Here is an 18,883-nt window from a genome sequence, read left to right on the forward strand (position 1 = left end):
CATGCTGCTCGATCCACGGCTACTGGAGCGGATCACGCCGGACGACCGGGAGGCCTTGGTCGAGGTCGCCCATTTCCTGCGCAAGGCCGAACATGCCTGGAACCGGATCGATGGGGGGAAGCAGTGCGAACTCAACGCCCAGCACCACGACGGCGGTTCGCTCGCGCTCTGTCTGCGCCGGGCCATGCAGGCGGCGGACGAGTTGATCGAAGCGAGCGAGGGCGCGGACAATCGGTAACGCGGTGGCCGGCGGACCGGCCAAGTGCGGGCAGCCCCTCCGGCCCGACGCACGCCCTTGAAGAAGACCCGCCCTGCGAGAGCATGGAGACATCCCATCAGGAGGTCTTCATGGACGCACCCGCCAACCCCACCTTGCCCCTGCGCCGCATCGTGCAGGGCAGGAACCCTCGCACCTACTTCGACCCGGCCGAAATGGCCGACCTCAGGGCCGGCCTGAAAGCCGCCGGGCGCGTCGTTCAACCCATCATCGTTCGCCCTATCCCCAACTCCAACCTCTTCGAGATCGTGGCGGGCGAACGCCGCTGGCGCGCAGCCAAGGAGGTCTTCGGCGAAGACTACGACATGCCCGTCGTGATCGAGGCCCTGAACGACGAGGAGGCCGAGGCCATCGCCGTCATCGAGAACCACCACCGGGCGCCCATGTCGCATGCCGAGGAAGCCCACGCGGCCAAGCGCATGCTGATCCGTTACAAGGGCGACAAGGACGAAGCGGCGGCGACACTGGGCTGGAAGCCCGATCTATTGGAACGGCGGCTGGCGCTGCTGACCTGCACCCCGGCCGTCCTGGAGGCGCTGACCCACCGCCAGATTCAACTCGGCCACGCCGAGTTGCTGGCTGGTGTGCCCCCCGACAAACAGGACACGGTGCTGGCGGGCGTACTGGCGCACAAGGTGCCGGTAGGCGCCCTCAAGGAACAGTTGGGCCGCTTCGCCCGGCGTCTGGCCGATGCCATCTTCGACACCGCCCAGTGCTCGGCCTGTCCGCATAACTCGGCCCGCCAATCCGGCCTCTTCGACGAAAGCCTGGGCGAAGGCTATTGCCAGCATCCCACGCACTACGACGAACTCACCACGCAGGCCATCGAGGCGAAGGCGCAGGGGCTGCGCGAACAGTACCCCATGGTGCGCATCGTCAGGGCCTCCGACGGCTTCACCCCGCTGCCCGTGACCGAAGACGGCGCGCTCGGCGTCGGCCCGCAGCAGTATGGATCGTGCAAGGGGTGCGCCGCGTTCGGTTGCGCGGTATCGGCCCTGCCGGGCAGCCTGGGGGAGGTCACCGCCTCTCTGTGCTTCGATGCCGGGTGCAACAGCCAGAAGGTCGCTGCCTGGCGCAAGGCACGGCGCGACGACATGCCGCAAGCGCCGGAGAAGGCGCCCAAGACGATCGGCAAGGCATCGGCCCGCAAAGCGGCTGCGCCAGCGCCGGCCAGGACCGCGCCGGCGCCCAGCAACCAGACGCCGCAGCGGGTGAAGGACTTCCGGGTAGCCCAATGGCGCAAGTGGGCGGCGAGGGAACTGATGGCCCAACCCGAGCGCAACCGGCGCGTGATGATCGCGCTGGCCCGCTGCGGCCGTACCGGCGACGTGCGTACCCGCGAGTTCGGTGCAGCCGCCAAACGCATCGCCGGGCCGTGGGTGCTCGAACGGCTGGACTTCGCGGCGGCCCTGCCCGAGGCGGACGCCATCGGCGCACAGCACGTAGAGCAACTGATGCTCGCGGTCACCGCCTCGGCGGCCTTCGGAGTGAATCCGCGCGACCTGGAAGCCATGCTGAGCTATCTCGACGTTGACGAGCGAAAGCACTTCAAATGGAACGCCGAGTTCCTCGAACTCTTCACCATGAGCGAGTTGGAGTCGCTGGCCGGGGAGGTGGGGCTGAAACAGAAGATGGGCGCCGCCTTCAAGCTGGCACGGGCGAAGAAGAAGGGCGACTTCATCCAATCGCTGCTCGCCGTGCCGGGCTTCGCGTACGACGGCACCGTGCCTGCCGTCATGCAGTACCCCAGGAAGCCCACCGCCTCCGGGCTGATCGCCGAGACGAGCGAGGCATCCGTCAGCCCCGCCGTCGAAGCATCCGACGACAGCGTCGAGGACGAGCTCCTCGCAGCCTGAGCCGCGCCCACTGGAAAACCCCCAATGCCTTCGTAGCATGGTCTCGAAGGCATTTCTCTTTGAAGGAGCGTGACATGACGATGTTCGAGGAACTCTATGCGCTGGCCGCCAGCGCCACCCTGACGATGGTGATCAGCGCCGACAACAAGAGCGGACGCATGACGATCAATGTGATCCCCAAGCCCAAGAAGGACGTGGACGAACCGGCCCTGACCAAGGCCTTGAGCCTCACCGCGACGCCGGAAGAGTTCGATGCCGAGTTCGTGGGGGTGTTGAAGGGCTACCGGGAGGTTCGCCAGAGCCTCTCGGCGCAGGCTGAGGCCACCCAGGAAGTGCTGCAGGCAGCCAAGGCGGCCTCCGCCAAGAAGGCCGGCGAAGCGATGACGAAGGCGGCGAAACCCGCTGCCGCCGCCACCCCGGCCAAGGCTCCGAGCGTGGCGAAGGCCGCGATGCCGGAACCCGCCGACGAGGGCGAGGAGGGCGGGGATGGCGCTGCCGGCGCGGCACAGCCAGCCGCCTCGGCAGCGGCCGGCGGCGGCTCCTACGACCTGTTCGGCTAAGGCGTGGCCTTGAAAGCGGGCAGGGTGGCGAGAGACTGATCGCAAGGGGCCTTCCGGTGGGAGGCACCAGACGACAGGAGCCGAATCATGACGATTGCGATCAACGAAATCCAGCGGGTCTTCCGCTACAACGGCGTGGCGTTGCCGGACGTGCCGGGCATGACGCCCCGCGAGGTCCGCGACCTCTACAGCGCCCAGTACCCCGAACTCATCAGCGCCGAGATCGAGGCCGGCGAGGTGGCGGGCGGTGTGCAGGAATACACCTTCCGCAAGGCCGTGGGCACCAAGGGCTGCACCAGCGGCGAGGGAAGCCGCCTTGCTGCCCTCAAGGCCGATGTCGAGGCCGAGGCCAAAGGCGCGACCGACGTGCGCGGCAAGCTCGCCCGTGCGCTTGCCCGCCCCGGCTCGCAGCAGCGCGGCGGCGCGTGGGGCGCCTTCGTGCTGCAATCCATGCGCCATAGGGGCGAACGCCAAGCGGCCCGCGTGCTGCCGGACAGCGACATGCTGGCGCCGCTGCCATGACGGCGCTTGCCCTGCCGCGCATCGGCGCCCTTGTGCCCCGTACTATCGCGCCGGGGCCGCTGCTCGCGGCCAATGCGACCGTGTCGCGCTTCCTGATCGAGGCCGAGGCCTTCGACGAAGCGGACATCCCGGCCACGTGGTCGGATTCCCTCAGTGCCTGCCAGCAGGCCCTCGACCGCTGGATCAAGCGCCAGATCGGGCCGCTGCACTGCCTGAACCCCCGCTTCGGCCTGCATCTGCTCTCCCGCGATGGCGACTGCTACAGCACCTTCACCAACCACCCGAAACGCCAATTCGACGTGGGGGCCGTCGAGGCTTCCTGGGGCGAGTACCACGAGCAGGAGTGGGTGGTGGGCGAGGGGCTGGCGGCGCTGAGCCGGCGGGTGCCGGGCCTTGGCCCCGTGGTCCTGCATGTGCTGCGCCGCCAGAGTGCCTGGGTCTATCCGCTCTTCACCCCGGACATCGCCTGCGACGTAGTGACCTACCTCTACTGGTGCGGCGAGGACGACGAGGAAACTGCCCTCGATATGAACTGCGGTGAGGACGAGGAGGCCCGCGCAGCGATGCGCGAGGAGATGGTCAGCAAGGCCAGCCTCGAAGCTGCTTACCCGGCTTGGGCGCGGCGCTGGCCGCGCGGGCTGGAACTGCCGCTGTGCGCCCGCTTCCTGCGCCGGGCGGTCAAGCGTTTGCGCGCCCCCGGCGACCAGACCGTCAGGGCGGTGGCCGAGGACGCGCTGGCGCTGGCGAGCCTGGACCTCGACGACACCTTCCGGCCGGACACCGATGGCGAGTTCGTCGGCTTCGGCGCGGTGCTGTCCTGGACCGAGGGCGACGTGACGACACGCATCTACGACGACCTCCTGAACCTCGCCCACCAGGGCGAATACTGCGAGACGATGGGGGAGTTCCAGGTGCAGCTGGGCGACCCCGGCGCCTTCGCCGCATGGCAGCGGGCGATGGCGGGTCGCTTCGAGGCCATCCGGCGCATCGACGCCTTGATTCATCGGCTCTCGGCGGGAGACTGGTGATGGAGGCAACGACCATGAACGAAGCCGAGTTTTTCATCCAGGCGCCCACTACCGGCACCGTCCATCTGCGCCGAGCGGTCCTGATCTACGACGGCCAGCAGGGCAGTGCGCTGGCTACGGTCCACGACATCGAGGAAGTCGACGGCGAGCCGGTCATCGGTGCCGGTCAGGCCATGACGCCCCGCGCGGCGATGGAACTGGCCCGCGCCCTGCTGAAGCGCGCCGCCCATGGCGGCTTGCTTCCCGAAACCGTGCTCTACATGGAGGGCGACCTGATCGTCTGGTGGGTGCCGCCAGCCCGTCGCCACATCGCATTCCGCGTCGACAGGGAGCATGCCGAGGGCTTTGGCGGTCTTGAGCGCGGCGAAACCGTCGCCCATCCAGGGCTGGTCTTCGCGGCGTCGAGCCGGGTCTGGAAGGTGTGGGCCGTCAAGGGCGCCCGCCGTCCAACCCCGACGACCGCGCTATTTCAGGCCCCGTACTTCAACGTGAACGCGCAAGGCAGTATTTGCCAAGGGAACGCGCCGGTGCCCGAGGGCACCACCGTGGAGAAGATCGCCACCTGGAACGATGCCTTCATGCGCTCCTACTTCACCCACCCGAACGGCGCAGGAAAGCTGGTCCGCTACCGGGGCGGCGCCTACGCCTTCTGGAAGGACATGCTCGATGGACGGTTCCGGCGCTTTCCCGAGCGGGTGCTGGTGGACGTGAAAACCACCCTGGGCGGGCTGCTGGGCATGAAGGAGGGCGCGTGATGGACGTGCGCGACCTCGCCCTGCAAGCGGCCTGCCCAGTACTCGCCGCCCCGCGCTTCGGCCCTTTGCCCGACATGGCGAACGGGCAGCGGATCATCCTCGCGGCCAACGGCGTGTTCGTGCAGGCCAAGCTCGACTGGCTGGATTGCATCCAGCGGCTGTCGCCCGCCTTGCCGATTCCCTTGCCTTACGGGGCTGTCGACGAGCGGCTCACGTTCGGCTTCGGCGTGTTGCCGATCAAGCTGATCGAGGACTTCATCGAAGCAGGGCGGCGTGGCCTGCCCAACGAAGTCGCGGGGGCGCTCATCTACTCGCGGCGCACCCGGCGCCTGCGGATGGCGCTGTGCGAACCTGCCGCCGCGTCACCCGACCGCATCGACTACCGCGTCCCGGCGATGGAAGCCGACGAGACGCTGGCCGTCGACCTGCACACCCACGGCTACGGCAGGCCCTTCTGGTCCGCTGTGGACGACCGCGACGATGTGGGCATCAAGGTGGCCGGTGTCTTTGGCTACCTGCATCACCCCGCGCCCCGCGCCGAGTTCCGGCTGGTGGTCAATGGCCGCTTCCGTGCCTTGCCCCATCCGTGGCAGGCCGCTGTCGCGCCAACGGGTAACGATCCCGACCTTGAACCGGGCTTCCTGCGCCGGATACTGGCTTTCTGCCAGGAAAGGAGGCTCGGACCGTGGAACACCTGATCGATCCCGAACTGCTCGACCGTCGTGTCGGCGTTCATCTGGTGGGCGTGGGCGGCAACGGCGCCCAGATGGCAGCCTGTCTCGCCCGCCTCGACATTGCGATAAAGGCCCTCGGCCACCCCCACGGCCTGCACGTCGCCGCCTTCGACGACGACCGGGTGAGCGAGGCCAACGTGGGCCGGCAACTCTACAGCCGTGCCGACATCGGGCGCCACAAGGCTATCGTGACCATCCATCGCCTCAACCAGTTCTACGGACTGGACTGGATCGCGCATCCGATGCGCTACGAGGTATTCCGGCCGAATCGCTATTCGCCGCCGAGCGCCGACATCCTGGTGAGTTGCGTCGACAGCCGGTCGGCACGGCGGACGTTGCACGAAGCGGTGTTCGATGGGGGCGGCCGCTACCGCTACTGGCTCGACCTTGGCAACACGGAGGCCAGTGCCCAGGTGGTGCTCGGGCAAGGACTGCACCGGACGAAAGGCGAAAATGCCCCGCGCCTGCCTTGTGTCACCGAACTGTTCCCGGAATTGCTGGACGCCAGCGTCCCCGACGACAACCGCCCCTCCTGCTCTGTCCGCATGTCGCTCGCTTCTCAAGGGCTGTTCATCAACGACGTGGCCGTGCGTTTCGCCGCGCAGTTGCTCTACGAACTGTTCTCCAAAGGGCGGCTCGGCCAGCACGGCGTGGTGGTCAATCTGGACAGCAAGCGGGCCGGTCCCATCGAGGTCGATCCGAAGACCTGGGCGCGTTTCGGTTGCGTGATGGCCGATGCACACGGGGCCGGAGAAGCGGGGCAGGAACCGGAGGAGGCCGAAGGGGAGGGCACGGCATGAGGACCTGGAACGTGAAGGAAGCGGATAGCGTCACTTCCTCACCCTCGCATTCAGGGGTATGCTGAATCGGTATCGCATTAACCTCGAAGAAGGGGGAGGCTATGGGCCGTTTGAAAGACCTCTCGGCAGGTACCATCCCGCAGCATTTGCTGGAAGGCGTCGAGCGGGATGTCCTGTCGGGTATTCGCGAGTATGCCGCCTCACGGGCTCGGGACGTGGCGTGCGGCGCCGAAGCGCCCGAGTTGGCCGCACTGCGGGTGGCAGATTGACGCAAGACCACCCCATCATCAAGCAATTCGAGGCGCACGCCGAGTTGCTGGACATCGTCGGCAGTGCCGAAGCGATTGACGATGCCATCGTTCAACTGGCCATCTGGATGGACAGTTTCGAACTCTCCGAGGACGATGAAGCGCTGCTCTGCCGCATCGGTGCGATCCTCTACCGCGAGGGACTACGCCGCCGCACGGATGGGGCCCGGTGATCCGTAGCGAAAAAGACAGGGCCGCGAAGCCCCGTCTTCGTTGTGGGCGGACCATACCGACCTGACTCAACGCTCCTCGGGCAGCCCTTCGTCACCGGATGCGCCGGGCATCTTGCCCTGCGTCTGTGACCTCGGCGCCGCTCGCTGCGCCAGTAGCCCACCTAAATAGGCGCCAGACGCCCTGACCCGGTTGTGCCCGGCCAGGCGGGCGACCGAGAGGCGCGCAGCCGCGTCCACCTCGTCAGATGCGTCACCGCCACCGCGCACCGGCGGCTCGACGCCGGCCTTGCCGCTGTAGTGATCGATCATCGCTTCATGGCGCAGCCCATGCGCCGTCGCTCCCAGTCCTTCCGCCGTGATGCCGAATCGAGCCATCACGTAGTCGAAACGCCGCAGATTGCGTTTAAGACTGTGCCGAGGGTCGCCCAGGTGCGCATCGCTGCTCTGGACGACCGCCTGGGCGAACGCCAGTGCCGCAATGCGCTGCTCGGTGTCCACCGGAACGAAACGCAGCCTTCCCCCCTTCGCTCCTTCCTTGATCCGCACATAGTGCTCGGCCTGTCTTTCTTCGGTCGGGAGCCCGGTGGCTTCGAACGGCACCACGCCAAGGTGGGGGCGGAACATCACCGATTCCTTGCGGCGCAGGCCGAATGCGCGGATCAGGCGCAGCGACGCACCGACGTAGCGGTCATACGCGCTGACCCGCTCGACCAGTGCGTCGATGTCGATCCCGGCAGCGGTCCAGCTCCTGTCACGTTGCGCATACTCATGGCGCTGATACTCGGCCGGCGCCAGGCCGTAGTAGGCCGGCTTGCGGATGAAACCCGGCTTGCCCAGCCAGCGGGCAAGGCCACGCAGGAAGCTGAGGTAGGTCTGGATGGTGGCGGGGGCGAGCCTTTCCCGCTGCCAGACCTCGACCATCGCCCGGACATGGCGGTCACCCAGGTTGCGTGGATCGGGCACGGTGGCGAAGTTGGCCTTGTTCCTGAGGTCGCGGAAGAAGCGGCGCAGGAAGTCGGCGCGTTCCTGCCGCGTCTTGTGCGACACGGTTTTTTCCAGCGCCGTGTGTTCCGCGTTGAACAACTCGATCAGCAGATCGAGCACCCGCAGCGGGTCGGTCCGTCCCGGCCGATGGCGTTGGAGGATCTCGGCGGGCGTTCGCGCGGCCTGTTCCTGGCGGCGTGGCGGCTGGTGGTGGGCATCGCGCCACGCGCCGGGGGAACCCTGAACGCGGCGGGGGGCGTGGTGTGCATTGAAACTGGACATGGCAATTCTCCGGTGAAGGAGCCGTGTGCCGTCCCGGCGGCGCACAGCGCAAATGGGGAGGAATCCGTTCGCTCATCGCCCGCGCGGATTCCGTTGCGCTGGCGATGCGTGGTCAACTGCCATGGGCGGGATGTGCGGCCACGAGCACGCCACGCCTACCTCAAGGGTTTGCCGGTCAGCGCAATCGGCGCTCCGGCTCGGTCAGTCTTAAAAATGAACACGGTGATCCGTCCCGCATCCGCATTTCTGCGTTCGTCGGGGGTTGGGATGAGGTCCGGCCTCAGGGGGCACGGGCAACATCAGCGCGAAGGTCCTGCCTTGTGCGCCACTGGGGGATCAGTCCTCGGTACGTAGCGCCATCCACCTGCATGAGGTCCACCCCTGACCGAAAGTCCAGGGCGGTGTCAGGTTCACGAGCGGGGGCACACGGGGAATCCAACGAGGGATCAACACAGCCGTGTGCTGCGCGAAGTGCGCATGCTCGAAGGGATGACGGGAACAGTGGCGCGGCATCGGGTGCCGGCCGGGTGAACTGCTCGAATGCAGGGCTCGTTCTCGGGGAACGTCTGGCAGACGACTGCCAGCAATGCCATGCGTTGCTCTACGGGTTGAACTGCTTCGGGCGTGGACTCAAGGGACCATGCCGAGCCCGACTCGGAGGTCGGGACTTGAAGAGGCGGGTAACGACCGCAACGCCTTTCGCTCCGCGATGGAGCAGGCCAGGAGGCCTCGGGAGCCTGTAGTTCACACCCTGGCCCCGCTCGCGTCAACGGCGGCCACTTCCCAACCACCCACTTCGCGCCGAAACAGCCGGGTTTGCGGGTGGCGCTTGAAATTGCAACGTGAGGGGCGCTTATTTTTCGAAAGACCGCCTGATCAAGGTGGCGCAAGGGCTTGACATCGCTTTGCCTGGCCTCTGGTTGCCACCGTGAGGGTTTCGAGGCTCTGCGGCCGGACGTGGCCGCCTCGCCGCTGAAAATGCGGTCTTGACCACGACAACTCCAATGAGACCGTAGTCCGACACGGAGCCCGTGGGACTGCACGGTCGGATGCGTTCGACTGGGGCTGAGGCTCAACCCGAACCGGTTGCGAGCACAGTCCGAGCTGATTGCGAGAACGGAGCTTTCCCCCGCGATTTCCGTGTGGAACGCCGGCATCGCTGAACCGATGCTGGCCAGTCTCGAACCCACATAGGAGCTCTTCATGGACTTTGTCGTCAGAGCCGTCGACGTCGGCTTCGGTAACACCAAGTACGTCACCAGCGTGTCCGGCAACGAAATTCGCTGCGCCAGCTTCCCGTCGGTCGCCTATCCGAGCATGCGCGAGCCATCCGTCCAGCCGGGCTACGAACGGCGCAAGACGGTGGCGGTCCCGATCAATGGCCTCTTCTACGAGGTGGGGCCGGAAGTCGAACTGGCGGCAGACACCTTTCGTGCGACCCAGATGCATGACCGCTACACGGAAACGCCCGAGTACATGGCGCTTCTGCGAGGAGCGCTCGCGCTGATGAAGCAGCCATCGATCGACCTGCTGGTCGTGGGGCTGCCGGTGGCGGCGCTGACCGCCAAGAAGGCTGCGCTCGAGAAGGCGGTGACCGGAACGCACGACATCGGCAATGGCAAGACCGTGGTGGTCCGCAAGGCCCTGGCGGTCGCGCAACCGCAGGGTGCCCTGGTGGACTTCGCCGTCCAGCACGGGAAGAGCGGCGCCATCGAGCGGGAGCAGAGCCTGATCCTCGATCCGGGGTCGCGGACCTTCGACTGGCTGGTCGCGCGGGGCATGCGCCTGGTGCAAGCCAAGAGCCACTCGGTGAACCGGGGCGTCTTCGACATCCTGCAGGCGATTGCCGCGGAGATCGGCCACGACATCGGTACGCCCTACAGCGACATCGAAGCCATCGACCTGGCCCTGCGCACGGGGAAGAATCCGGTGATCTACCAGAAGCCGTACGACATCTCCCGGGCCATGCCCATGGCCCACTCGATCGCCCAGCAGGCCGTCGCATCGATGCTGCGTTGGATCGACGCGAGCTACAGCTTCCAGAACATCATCCTGGTGGGCGGGGGCGCCTACTTGTTCAAGAAGGCGGTGAAGGAAGCCTTCCCGAAGCACAAGATCCTGGAGGTCAAGGATCCCTTGCATGCCAACGTTCGCGGGTTCCAGATTGCCGGCATGAATCACGCGCCCAAACTCTTCGGGGTCGCCGCCACTGCTTCTCAAGGAGGTGTGTGATGGACGATGCCGTGAGCCCCAAGCTGGAGACGATCCGGATGCTGTTCGAGCTGGATCGGGAAGACGATCCGCGGCTTTACGACGACCTGATCCGCTTCAAGAAAGGCACCAAGCGCATTAACCGCCTGCGCCTGTTGGCGCATGAGGCGGTGCTTGGGCAGTTCAGCGCGGGCGCAGGCGCGGTGGTCGCGCGGCTGGCGTCTGTGCCACCAGTCGTGAGTGCTGTCGCAGGCGGACCGTCCGGAGCCGCCTTCGAGATGCCGGCGGCGGCCGACGTCTTTGGCGCGCCCCTTGAGAAGTGAACTCGGGCTGGAGAACGTCGATGAACGAATCGAACTACCTGTTCATCCACGGCTGGGTGGACGATGTGGTGAGGGATGCCACCGTCCCGGAAGCTCATCGCATTCGGTTGCGGCTGGCGGATGGGCGGATCGAGGATCTTTCCCTCGGGCGAATCGAAAGCCCGGTCAGGCTCGGCGACGAGGTCAGCGTCGTCGTCGAGCGTGCTCGCCATGGCCGTGCGCTGGTCCTCATGGATCACACCACGGGGGAGGGCACGAACGTCCTGCGTCGGGAAGGACGCCGCTGGCCGGCCGAATCGGATGTCCTCATCATCGCGGCAACGGCGGGGTCGTTTGCGGTCCCACTCGGGTGGGGCGCTGTGCCGACCACCCTGGTGTTCGCGCTGCTGTTCTGGCTGGTGACCGCCAAGCTGCCGCAAACGCGGCGCCATCGGATGGCTGCGCTGGTCGACTATCTGATGGACCGCGAGTACTGCCGCTGGCGTGCGGGTCACAGCCGTGAAGGAGCCGTGCGATGACTCGCGGTCGCTCCCGAGCCCATTGCGGCGGGCGTCCCAGCGTCAGTGCGTCCGAGCTCGCCCAGATGGGCGTCTGCGAACAACTGGTGCAGTTCGAGCACCGATACGGTTGGCGCCACTCGCCGCAGCAGCATGCCGACATGATGCGCGGTGACCGCGAGCATCGCCGTTTCTTCCTGGAGGGCAGGATGGAGCGCAAGGGGCGTTGCTTCATCGCCACCTTGGTCTACGGGGAGGGAGCAGAGGTGGCCGTGCTCAGGTCGTTCCGCGATCGGGTGCTGCGCGCCACACTCATCGGGCGTGCGTTTATCTTCGGCTACTACCGGATGGCGACGGGCGTGTGTCGCTTGCTTCAGGGGCACCTGCATCTGTTGCGAATCACGCGGGCGCTGCTCAGGCCGGTGGTGTGGATGGCGGCGAGGGTGCTCGCAAGCCGGGGGAGGGCGGGGCGGTGATTGAATCTGCCTTGGCCGTCCTGGTCTTGGCGGCCTTTCTGGGCTGGTTGCTACTGCAGTGGCGGCGCCGAGGGGAGAAGGCATGGATGCCCTTGGAACTTCGACGCGCCACGCTTGCGTACGCCGAGAAGTTGTTTCGCGGTGTCGGTCCGGTTGCCTTGACGGCAAAGGTTGACCGCGCATACCGCGTCGAAGGCAAGACGCTCATCCTGGTTGAGCTGAAAACCCGCCGATCCAATCGTCCTTACCATTCGGATGTGATTGAGTTGTCCGCACAACGCGTCGCCCTCATGAGGCAGACCGGGGATGAGGTGGCGCTGCATGGGTACGTGGTCGTGCGAACCGAGGACGGCAATCGTACGGCGCACAGGGTGAGCTTGTTGAGTCCGGCCGAGGTTGACGCGCTGATTGATCGTCGAGCCGCGATCCTGGATGGGAGCATCCAGCCCCGGCTTGCATGCGCCTCAAAGCTCTGCAATCAGTGCGGATTCGAGAAAAAGTGCACGAGTCGCCGAGTAGAGGGTAACCAAGCGTATAAACGCTGGACAACCTGAATCGTCTTAGTGGGCAGGGAGCACGTCAAAAAGTGATGACGACTACAGGATTGGACTCAGACATGCCAGACATTGCTCGCAAGTCTTGCGATCCGGACTTCGACGACGCGTGGCGTCTCTTCACGGCGATGCATGACGCCCCTTCAAGCTCGACGGCGCAGGATCTTGTCGAGTGGCTCGCCAAGTGTCCGCGGCATGTTCAGGCTTTTGACGATGTACTGACCTTGTGGGCTTTGGCGGGAGGTGGCTTGATCAGGCGCGTCAACGCTGCCGTGCTGCATGCGCCATGCAATGTGCAGTGATGGCTGTCCTGGGGCGCGGCCGTCTCCGGTGCCGTGAGATTCTCATTCCATGTATCGAATGGGCGGCCTATTTTCTACCTGCATTCCCCATAGTTGCTTCCGTGACATGCGAACGCCGGGGCGGTTGATCTCGCCGTCGTTGGCCATCCGCAGTGCCTTGGCGAGGTTCACCGAGATGTTGTCCAGCGTACAAGGCGTCTTCTCAAGATAGCTGTGGAGGCTGATGCTGTTCGCCACGTCATTTTCCCAAGTCCTGACCTGGTGAATGCCAGCCTGGAAGCCGCTGGACGGCGGAATGAGGCCGACGCCTAATTGTTCCAGCCAGCCTCGCACCTCGGGGTACTTGCTAGACACAGCAGTCGGTACGATTACGTGCTCTGGTACGCCATGGAAGAAGAAGTCGGATTTCTTTTTCCACGCACGCATCAGAAACTCAATGGGCGTCATCAGCGTCTTGTTGGTCCTCATTTCCGCATAGAACGCCGCAGAGGTATGGTCGGCCACGATGTAGTGGACGACATGTTCTTTGTCTGCCCCCTCGATCTTGTCGAGCTTTACCTCCATCGCTTTGTCCTGCCACTTCAGCCGCCGATCTTTTAGGGCGTAGAGATGCTTGGATGGCGTTATGAAAAGCTGATGGATGTAGTTGGGATAGGGCGATCGGTAGCGGTTGATCATGTCGGAGCCCAATGGATGTGAGGATGTGGCTTTCCCCGCGAGGAGGGGCGGTTTACGATCCAATCAAGCAACGCGCCGAAGGGGGACAACTGTCCAGGGTAGACCTTGTTCGCATGCCACAAGGAACGCAGCCCACAACTCGAGCGCAGCCTGCCGTTCTGGGAGGTAGTCGTACTGGTCATAGATCTCTTCCATGCCCTTCAGCACATGGTTCAGTGCTCTCTCGGAGACCTCGTTGGACACCCCCATCGCCTTCATGTGCGATTTCGCGGTGCTCCGGGTGTCGTGCGGCGTAAACCGGCGTATGTCCAGTCCGCCTCTTTCGAATCTGCGGGTCAAGGCCGCCCAGAGAGTGCTGTTGCCGACGTGCGTATCGCCACCGAGCCTGGCTCGTCGGTGACCACGACGAGCGGGGAGTACCCAGCGCGAGTCTCCCGCGCACGTCTTCAATTCGCGGAACCACGACACCACCGTCGGGCAAAGGGGAACCACGTAGCCGCGCCGAGTCTTTACCGTGTCCTCAGTGACAATCCAGATGCCCTTTTCCAGGTCCACGTTGACCCACTGCGCTTTGACGAGCTCGATCGTCCGTACGCACGTCGCAAGCAAGATTCTGAAGGCCAGAGCGTTCTCTGCGCCAATCGACTTGATGTCGGGCAGCAGGGTTCTCAACTCGGTTTCGGACAACATCAGCCTGCGGCGCACGGGCGGGCGCTGACCAATGACGGAGACCAAATCGATGCCTACTGTAGGGTTGATGTGAATCAGCCGCTTCCCTAGTGCATGAGCGAACAGCCGATTGCAGGTCGAGCGTAGCCGTTTGCACATCGTCCAGGTGCGCCCCGAGTCGGCGATCAAGCCCACGATGTCTGCTGACGTCACGCTGGTAACCAGCATCGCACCGAGTTTCGGGATGATGACTTGGTCGAGATCTGCGTTGCGGGCCTCTTGGGTGCTCTCCGCCAATGCTGCAACGATCTTTTCCCGGTAGTCCACAGCCAACTCGCGAACGCTCCAAGTCGCCCGAACGCGGACCTTCTCCTGTTTCTTGGTGATGGCTGGGTCGCCGCCCTTGTCGATTTCGACGCGCTTCTCCCGCGCCAATTGACGGGCGGTTGGAAGGCTGATGTCGGGATAGTTACCGAGCGTTAGCTCGCGAGCCCGTCCGCCGAACTGATAGCGGAGAACCCAGGTGGCGGTGCCTGCTGCCGAGAGCGTGAAGGTGAGTCCGTCGCCGTCAGTTCGCGCGATGGGTTGGCGAGCGCGAATCCAGTGCTGGATCTGCACTGGTGTCAGAAGGTTCTTGCCTCTCTTTGCCACCTTGAAGTCCTCCGTACAGAACCTCTGGTGACGATCGACCGAGGCCATGTCTACGACAGCTCATCTACTTCGAGCGGAGGCGCAACATCAATTTCCTAGCTACGTCTCTGGCTACAGATTCTAGCTACAAACCTGGCTACAAATCCAGTCCGACATGCCCTGAAACGGAGTGGTACGTAGCGGCAAAAAGTTATGCGGTGACAACGGCTTATCTAGTTGTCGACTGGGATGCCTTGATACGTGTTGATGTTGCAGTAGGCATTGCAGGTGGCGATTTTCATGCAAGCCTTTTGTTATCGAACGGGAGGGGGCGATCTGGTCACCAGACCCGAGGGGCATGCCGAAGGGCAATGGGGAAAAATGGCGCCCCGAGCATCCTCGAAGCCATCCGCATCAGGTGGAGAACACTTCCATCGGAACCTTGAAGCGTTCCGACAAGGCCTTGACCTGACGCAGATTGAGCCCGCGCTTGCCCGCCAGGACCTCGGATACGACCGACTGCGTACCCACCTCGGGCAGGTCGCTCTGGCGGATGCCGTGCTCGGCCATCAGCTCGCGCAGCAACTCGGACGGCGGCAGTTCCGGCCAGGGGTGCACGCGCGCCTCGTACTCGCGGATCCGGTCGGCCACGATCGAGACGAGGCCGAAGATCGGGTGCTCGTCGTTTTCGCCGAACTGTTCGAAGGCTTCGTCGACGAAGGCCAGCAGCTCGGCGTAATGCGCCTCGTCGCGGATGGGCGCGGACAAGCCAAGCGCGTCATTGATGGCAGCCCAGGGGGCGAGGACGTCCGTGACGCTCATGTCCAGTCTCCTTCGTCGTAGTCTGCGTGCGTGAGCACGGCCTTCACCCAGAGAAGCTGCGGCGTAAAGGCGATGGCCGCGATCAGTCGATACTTGTTGCCGCCGATGTTGAACACGTAGCGCTCGCCGACCTTGTCGACACCACGAAACGTGGCGCGCAGGGCGGCGAAGTGCGGATAGTGGCCTTTCTCGATCAGCTGCCGAAAGGCCTGCAGTGGGCCCTCGGCGTCGGGATGGCATGCAGAGAAGTCTCGCAGCGCCTTGTTCGAGATCAGCTTCATCGAGGCAACGTTATCGCAATTTGCGATTAATAGCAAATTGCGATAGGGGTCTGCCTTTCTCGGATCGATGCGCTCTGGCCTTCGATTCCGACCTTCAGGCCTGCGCCACCATGCCGCTGTGGCGCAGGAGCGCGTCGACCTTAGGTTCGCGGCCGCGAAAGGCCTTGAAGGAATCCAGCGCCGGGCGGCTGCCGCCCACCGCGAGGATCTCGCGCCAGAAGCGCTCGCCGGTCTCCGGGTCGAGCAGGCTGCCGCGGCCGGCGCCGGCTTCCTCGAAGGCCTCGAAGGCGTCGGCCGACAGCACCTCGGCCCACTTGTAGCTGTAGTAGCCCGCCGCGTAGCCGCCGGCGAAGATGTGCGAGAAGCTGTGCGGGAAGCGGTGCCAGGCGGGCGGGATCATCACCGCGACCTCGCGGCGCACCTCGGCCAGCAGCGCCATCACGCGCTCGATCGGGACGGGACCCGAGGACGCGTCCAACTCGCCGTGCAGGCGCAGGTCGAACATCGAGAACTCGAGCTGGCGCACGGTCTGCATGCCGCTCTGGTAGTTCTTGGCGGCGATCATCTTGTCGTAAAGCGCGCGCGGCAGCGGCTCGCCTGTGTCGACGTGCGCAGTCATACCCTGCAGCACGTCCCACTCCCAGCAGAAGTTCTCCATGAACTGGCTGGGCAGCTCGACGGCGTCCCACTCCACGCCGTGGATGCCGGACACCGCGAGCTCGTCCACCTGGGTGAGCAGGTGGTGCAGGCCGTGGCCGCACTCGTGGAACAGCGTCAGCACGTCGTCGTGGGTGAAGGTGGCGGGTTTGCCCCCGACGGGGCCGGGGAAGTTGCACACCAGGTAGGCGACCGGCGTGTCGCTGCCCCAGGTGTTGCGGTGGCGGCTGCGCGCCGAATCCATCCACGCGCCGCCGCGCTTGGTGCTGCGCGCATGCAGGTCGAGGTAGAAGTGGCCGACGAGTTCCCCCTCCTTCTCGATGCGGAAGAAGCGCACGTCCGGGTCCCAGCTCGGCGCCTCGTCGGGGAGGATGTCGACCCGGTACAGCGCGCGGATCACGCCGAACAGGCCGTCGAGCACCTTGGGCTCGGGGAAGTACTGCTTCACCTCCTGGTCGGAGTAGGCGTAGCGCTGTTCGCGCAGCTTCTCCGAGGCGTAGGCCACGTCCCAGGGCTCGAGCGTGTCCAGGCCGAGCTCGGCCTTGGCGAAGGCCTTCAGTTCCTGCAGGTCCTTCTCGGCGAAGGGCTTGGCGCGGGCGGCGAGGTCGTGCAGGAAGCCGAGCACCTGTTCCGGCGTGTCGGCCATCTTGGGCACCAGCGAGACCTCGGCGAAGCTGCGGTAGCCGAGCATGCGCGCCTCTTCATGGCGCAGCGCGAGGATGCGACCGATGAGCGGGCCGTTGTCGAGTTCGGGATTGCCGAGCTCGGAGGCGCGGGTGGCGTAGGCGCGGTACATGCGCGCGCGCAGCTCGCGGTCGTCGGCGTACTGCAGCACCGGCAGGTAGGAAGGCATCTGCAGGGTGAACTTCCAGCCTTCCTTGCCTTCCGCTTCGGCGGCGGCGCGGGCGGCCTCGCGCGCATCCTCGGGGATGCCGGCAAGGCCAGTCTCGTCGGAGATCCACTCGGCATGGGCGTTGGTGGCGTCGAGCAGGTTCTCGGAGAACTTGGCGGCGAGCTGGGACTGCTCTTCCTGGATGGCCTGGAAGCGCGGCTTCTGTTCGTCGGGCAACTCGGCGCCGGAGAGGCGGAAGTCGCGCAGGGCGTGGTCGAGGATGCGCTGGCGCACCGCCGACAGGGTGGCGAACTCGGGGCTGTCGTGCAGCGCCTTGTATTTCTCGAACAGCGCCAGGTTTTGCCCGACCTCGGCGTAGAAGCGCGAAATGTCCGGCAGCATCGCGTTGTAGGCCTCGCGCCACTCGGGCACGTCGAAGACGCTGTGCAGGTGGCCGACCACGCCCCAGGCGCGGCCGAGGCGCTCGCCGGCCTCGTCCATCGGGCTGACGAAGCCGTCCCAGGTCGCCGCGGCCGGGTCGGCGGTGAGGCGCTCGATCAGCGCACGGTTCTCGTCGATGAGGCCGCGGATCGCGGGCTCGACGTGCTCGGGCCGGATGTCGGCAAAGCGCGGCATGCCGGCGAAGTCGAGCAGGGGATTGGCGGGGGAGGGGCGGGTGCCTTGTTGCATGTTCGACCTTGTCGTTGCGGTCCGGCGCGGCCGGACGAGAGGCGGCTATTTTGCCGCAAAAGCGCGCGGCGGGCGCCTGCGCCCGCCGCTGCGAGGGGGCTTCAGGCCTTCAGCGCACCAGCTCGCGATAGGCGTGCCAGGTGGCGTGGCCGGCGAGCGGCAGCAGGATCACCATGCCGATCATCATGGTGGCGAAGCCGATGCCGATCATCACCACCAGCATCAGCGCCCACAGCGCCATGGTGTCGAAGTTCACCTGCACTGCGCGCAGGCTGGTCATTGCCGCGGTGACGGCGTCGGTGTCGCGGTCGAGCAGCATCGGGATCGCGATCGCCGAGAGCGAGAACACCACCAGCGCGAGCACCGCGCCCACCATCAGGTAGGCGAAGACGAAGTACAGGTTGTCGTTGGCGGCGAGGACGCCGGCGACGAAGTTGGTCACGTTGTCCACGTCGCCGCGGTAGAACAGCGCGAACAGGATCGCCGACAGCCGCTCCCAGGCCAGCAGCGCGATCGCCAGGAAGGCGCCGAAGAAGGCCAGGCTGTCGGCGTTGCGCATGAGCCCGCGCAGCGAGCCGAAGAAGCCGATGCGCTCGCCTTGTTCGCCGCGGCGCGAGAGCTCGTAGAGTCCGGCGGCGGCGAGCGGGCCGATCAGCATGAAGCCGGAGATCGCGGCGATGAAGAGATACGGCCGATCCGCGGCGTAGGCCAGGATCGCGTAGCCGATGGCCGACAGGAGGATGCCGTAGGCCAGGCTGGCGCCGAGGTTCTCGCGCAGGTCGCGCCAGCCGGCGCGTAGCCACTGCAGCGGCCGGTCGCGGCCGACCGTGCGGATCTGGGGCAGGTCGAAGTGCTGATCGAGCGAATCGTAGGGCTTGTCCATCTTTCACTCCTCGTTACGGATCGGGACGGACGCCTGCGGGCTCCGGGGACCGCGGGGTCGAGCCGGGCAGGAGGCAGGCATCACGCGATCTATGATCGG

General features: G+C 65.6%; 23 protein-coding genes. 16 read left to right on the plus strand and 7 right to left on the minus strand.

The features are described 5' to 3' along the window. Position 1: 1 nt before the first annotated feature. From C667_RS00815 to C667_RS00855, 10 genes are all read left to right on the plus strand, one after another. Positions 2–238: a hypothetical protein gene (locus C667_RS00815; protein WP_004355133.1), complete on the plus strand. Its 237-nt coding sequence runs from the start codon at positions 2–4 to the stop codon at positions 236–238. 110 nt (positions 239–348) lie between these two features. Further along, the gene (locus tag C667_RS00820) at positions 349–2,133 is read left to right on the plus strand and encodes a PRTRC system ParB family protein (RefSeq protein WP_004355134.1); all 1,785 of its coding nucleotides are present in this window, start codon (positions 349–351) and stop codon (positions 2,131–2,133) included. A 74-nt stretch (positions 2,134–2,207) separates the two neighbouring features. After that, a complete protein-coding gene (locus C667_RS00825; protein WP_004355137.1) occupies positions 2,208–2,693 on the plus strand; it encodes a PRTRC system protein E in 486 nt (161 codons plus the stop codon). Between the two features lie 87 nt (positions 2,694–2,780). After that, the gene (locus C667_RS00830; RefSeq protein ID WP_004355139.1) at positions 2,781–3,215 is read left to right on the plus strand and encodes a PRTRC system protein C; all 435 of its coding nucleotides are present in this window, start codon (positions 2,781–2,783) and stop codon (positions 3,213–3,215) included. Next, positions 3,212–4,243, plus strand: coding sequence for a PRTRC system protein F (locus C667_RS00835; protein WP_004355141.1), 1,032 nt, complete (start codon positions 3,212–3,214; stop codon positions 4,241–4,243). The genes C667_RS00830 and C667_RS00835 overlap by 4 nt, the downstream gene beginning before the upstream one ends. Before the next feature lie 14 nt (positions 4,244–4,257). Next, the gene (locus tag C667_RS00840) at positions 4,258–4,998 is read left to right on the plus strand and encodes a PRTRC system protein B (protein ID WP_039920498.1); all 741 of its coding nucleotides are present in this window, start codon (positions 4,258–4,260) and stop codon (positions 4,996–4,998) included. Next, positions 4,998–5,696: a PRTRC system protein A gene (locus tag C667_RS00845; protein ID WP_004355144.1), complete on the plus strand. Its 699-nt coding sequence runs from the start codon at positions 4,998–5,000 to the stop codon at positions 5,694–5,696. Before C667_RS00840 ends, C667_RS00845 begins: the two co-directional genes overlap by 1 nt. Next, positions 5,684–6,532, plus strand: a complete 849-nt coding sequence (locus C667_RS00850; RefSeq protein WP_004355145.1) for a PRTRC system ThiF family protein — start codon at positions 5,684–5,686, stop codon at positions 6,530–6,532. The genes C667_RS00845 and C667_RS00850 overlap by 13 nt, the downstream gene beginning before the upstream one ends. 101 nt (positions 6,533–6,633) lie before the next feature. Further along, positions 6,634–6,801: a hypothetical protein gene (locus C667_RS25440; RefSeq protein ID WP_157302065.1), complete on the plus strand. Its 168-nt coding sequence runs from the start codon at positions 6,634–6,636 to the stop codon at positions 6,799–6,801. Continuing rightward, on the plus strand, positions 6,798–7,013 hold the full coding sequence (locus tag C667_RS00855; protein ID WP_004355146.1) for a hypothetical protein: 216 nt from the start codon (positions 6,798–6,800) through the stop codon (positions 7,011–7,013). The genes C667_RS25440 and C667_RS00855 overlap by 4 nt, the downstream gene beginning before the upstream one ends. Before the next feature lie 66 nt (positions 7,014–7,079). Here C667_RS00855 and C667_RS00860 read toward each other — a convergent pair whose 3' ends face one another. After that, entirely contained in the window at positions 7,080–8,279 is a 1,200-nt protein-coding gene (locus C667_RS00860) for an integrase domain-containing protein (protein WP_004355147.1), read from the minus strand. Between the two features lie 1,203 nt (positions 8,280–9,482). Here C667_RS00860 and C667_RS00865 point away from each other — a divergent pair. The 6 genes from C667_RS00865 to C667_RS24535 all read left to right on the plus strand — a co-directional run bounded on the left by C667_RS00865 (position 9,483) and on the right by C667_RS24535 (position 12,642). Continuing rightward, positions 9,483–10,511, plus strand: coding sequence for a PRTRC system protein D (locus C667_RS00865; protein ID WP_004355148.1), 1,029 nt, complete (start codon positions 9,483–9,485; stop codon positions 10,509–10,511). Further along, complete coding sequence (locus C667_RS00870; RefSeq protein WP_004355149.1) at positions 10,511–10,813, plus strand: hypothetical protein; 303 nt, start codon at positions 10,511–10,513, stop codon at positions 10,811–10,813. The genes C667_RS00865 and C667_RS00870 overlap by 1 nt, the downstream gene beginning before the upstream one ends. A 20-nt stretch (positions 10,814–10,833) precedes the next feature. After that, positions 10,834–11,331, plus strand: coding sequence for a hypothetical protein (locus C667_RS00875; RefSeq protein ID WP_004355150.1), 498 nt, complete (start codon positions 10,834–10,836; stop codon positions 11,329–11,331). 65 nt (positions 11,332–11,396) lie between these two features. Then, positions 11,397–11,786, plus strand: coding sequence for a CFI-box-CTERM domain-containing protein (locus C667_RS24245; protein WP_004355151.1), 390 nt, complete (start codon positions 11,397–11,399; stop codon positions 11,784–11,786). A gap of 11 nt (positions 11,787–11,797) precedes the next feature. Then, positions 11,798–12,340, plus strand: a complete 543-nt coding sequence (locus C667_RS00890; protein ID WP_157302067.1) for a PD-(D/E)XK nuclease family protein — start codon at positions 11,798–11,800, stop codon at positions 12,338–12,340. A 62-nt stretch (positions 12,341–12,402) separates the two neighbouring features. Beyond that, positions 12,403–12,642 carry a hypothetical protein gene (locus C667_RS24535; protein WP_083881232.1) on the plus strand — a complete coding sequence of 80 codons (240 nt, stop codon included), beginning with the start codon at positions 12,403–12,405 and terminating at the stop codon, positions 12,640–12,642. A gap of 42 nt (positions 12,643–12,684) precedes the next feature. On the opposite strand, the gene C667_RS00895 is transcribed toward C667_RS24535, so the two are convergent. The 6 genes from C667_RS00895 to C667_RS00920 form a co-directional block, all read right to left on the minus strand. Further along, positions 12,685–13,320: a hypothetical protein gene (locus C667_RS00895; RefSeq protein WP_157302069.1), complete on the minus strand. Its 636-nt coding sequence runs from the start codon at positions 13,318–13,320 to the stop codon at positions 12,685–12,687. A gap of 63 nt (positions 13,321–13,383) precedes the next feature. Then, positions 13,384–14,688, minus strand: coding sequence for a tyrosine-type recombinase/integrase (locus C667_RS00900; protein ID WP_004355156.1), 1,305 nt, complete (start codon positions 14,686–14,688; stop codon positions 13,384–13,386). A gap of 345 nt (positions 14,689–15,033) precedes the next feature. Further along, a complete protein-coding gene (locus tag C667_RS00905) occupies positions 15,034–15,441 on the minus strand; it encodes a helix-turn-helix domain-containing protein (RefSeq protein ID WP_004355159.1) in 408 nt (135 codons plus the stop codon). Further along, complete coding sequence (locus C667_RS00910; RefSeq protein WP_004355161.1) at positions 15,438–15,722, minus strand: type II toxin-antitoxin system HigB family toxin; 285 nt, start codon at positions 15,720–15,722, stop codon at positions 15,438–15,440. Before C667_RS00910 ends, C667_RS00905 begins: the two co-directional genes overlap by 4 nt. 94 nt (positions 15,723–15,816) lie before the next feature. Next, on the minus strand, positions 15,817–17,901 hold the full coding sequence (locus C667_RS00915; RefSeq protein ID WP_004355162.1) for a M3 family metallopeptidase: 2,085 nt from the start codon (positions 17,899–17,901) through the stop codon (positions 15,817–15,819). Positions 17,902–18,010: 109 nt separating this feature from the next. Next, complete coding sequence (locus tag C667_RS00920; RefSeq protein WP_004355164.1) at positions 18,011–18,784, minus strand: DUF2189 domain-containing protein; 774 nt, start codon at positions 18,782–18,784, stop codon at positions 18,011–18,013. Positions 18,785–18,883 lie beyond the last annotated feature (99 nt).

It is taken from the genome of Thauera phenylacetica B4P (assembly GCF_000310225.1).
In the GTDB taxonomy this organism is placed as follows: Bacteria; Pseudomonadota; Gammaproteobacteria; order Burkholderiales; family Rhodocyclaceae; genus Thauera; species Thauera phenylacetica.

Coding starts and splice junctions, on each gene's coding strand:
- C667_RS00815 (WP_004355133.1), top strand. CDS start 2: ATGCTGCTCGATCCACGGCTACTGGAGCGGATCACGCCGGACGACCGG.
- C667_RS00905 (WP_004355159.1), bottom strand. CDS start 15,441: ATGAGCGTCACGGACGTCCTCGCCCCCTGGGCTGCCATCAATGACGCG.
- C667_RS24245 (WP_004355151.1), top strand. CDS start 11,397: ATGGGCGTCTGCGAACAACTGGTGCAGTTCGAGCACCGATACGGTTGG.
- C667_RS00860 (WP_004355147.1), bottom strand. CDS start 8,279: ATGTCCAGTTTCAATGCACACCACGCCCCCCGCCGCGTTCAGGGTTCC.
- C667_RS00920 (WP_004355164.1), bottom strand. CDS start 18,784: ATGGACAAGCCCTACGATTCGCTCGATCAGCACTTCGACCTGCCCCAG.
- C667_RS00820 (WP_004355134.1), top strand. CDS start 349: ATGGACGCACCCGCCAACCCCACCTTGCCCCTGCGCCGCATCGTGCAG.
- C667_RS00875 (WP_004355150.1), top strand. CDS start 10,834: ATGAACGAATCGAACTACCTGTTCATCCACGGCTGGGTGGACGATGTG.
- C667_RS24535 (WP_083881232.1), top strand. CDS start 12,403: ATGCCAGACATTGCTCGCAAGTCTTGCGATCCGGACTTCGACGACGCG.
- C667_RS00845 (WP_004355144.1), top strand. CDS start 4,998: ATGGACGTGCGCGACCTCGCCCTGCAAGCGGCCTGCCCAGTACTCGCC.
- C667_RS00835 (WP_004355141.1), top strand. CDS start 3,212: ATGACGGCGCTTGCCCTGCCGCGCATCGGCGCCCTTGTGCCCCGTACT.
- C667_RS00865 (WP_004355148.1), top strand. CDS start 9,483: ATGGACTTTGTCGTCAGAGCCGTCGACGTCGGCTTCGGTAACACCAAG.
- C667_RS00895 (WP_157302069.1), bottom strand. CDS start 13,320: ATGATCAACCGCTACCGATCGCCCTATCCCAACTACATCCATCAGCTT.
- C667_RS00830 (WP_004355139.1), top strand. CDS start 2,781: ATGACGATTGCGATCAACGAAATCCAGCGGGTCTTCCGCTACAACGGC.
- C667_RS00915 (WP_004355162.1), bottom strand. CDS start 17,901: ATGCAACAAGGCACCCGCCCCTCCCCCGCCAATCCCCTGCTCGACTTC.
- C667_RS00870 (WP_004355149.1), top strand. CDS start 10,511: ATGGACGATGCCGTGAGCCCCAAGCTGGAGACGATCCGGATGCTGTTC.
- C667_RS00825 (WP_004355137.1), top strand. CDS start 2,208: ATGACGATGTTCGAGGAACTCTATGCGCTGGCCGCCAGCGCCACCCTG.
- C667_RS25440 (WP_157302065.1), top strand. CDS start 6,634: ATGGGCCGTTTGAAAGACCTCTCGGCAGGTACCATCCCGCAGCATTTG.
- C667_RS00840 (WP_039920498.1), top strand. CDS start 4,258: ATGAACGAAGCCGAGTTTTTCATCCAGGCGCCCACTACCGGCACCGTC.
- C667_RS00910 (WP_004355161.1), bottom strand. CDS start 15,722: ATGAAGCTGATCTCGAACAAGGCGCTGCGAGACTTCTCTGCATGCCAT.
- C667_RS00900 (WP_004355156.1), bottom strand. CDS start 14,688: ATGGCCTCGGTCGATCGTCACCAGAGGTTCTGTACGGAGGACTTCAAG.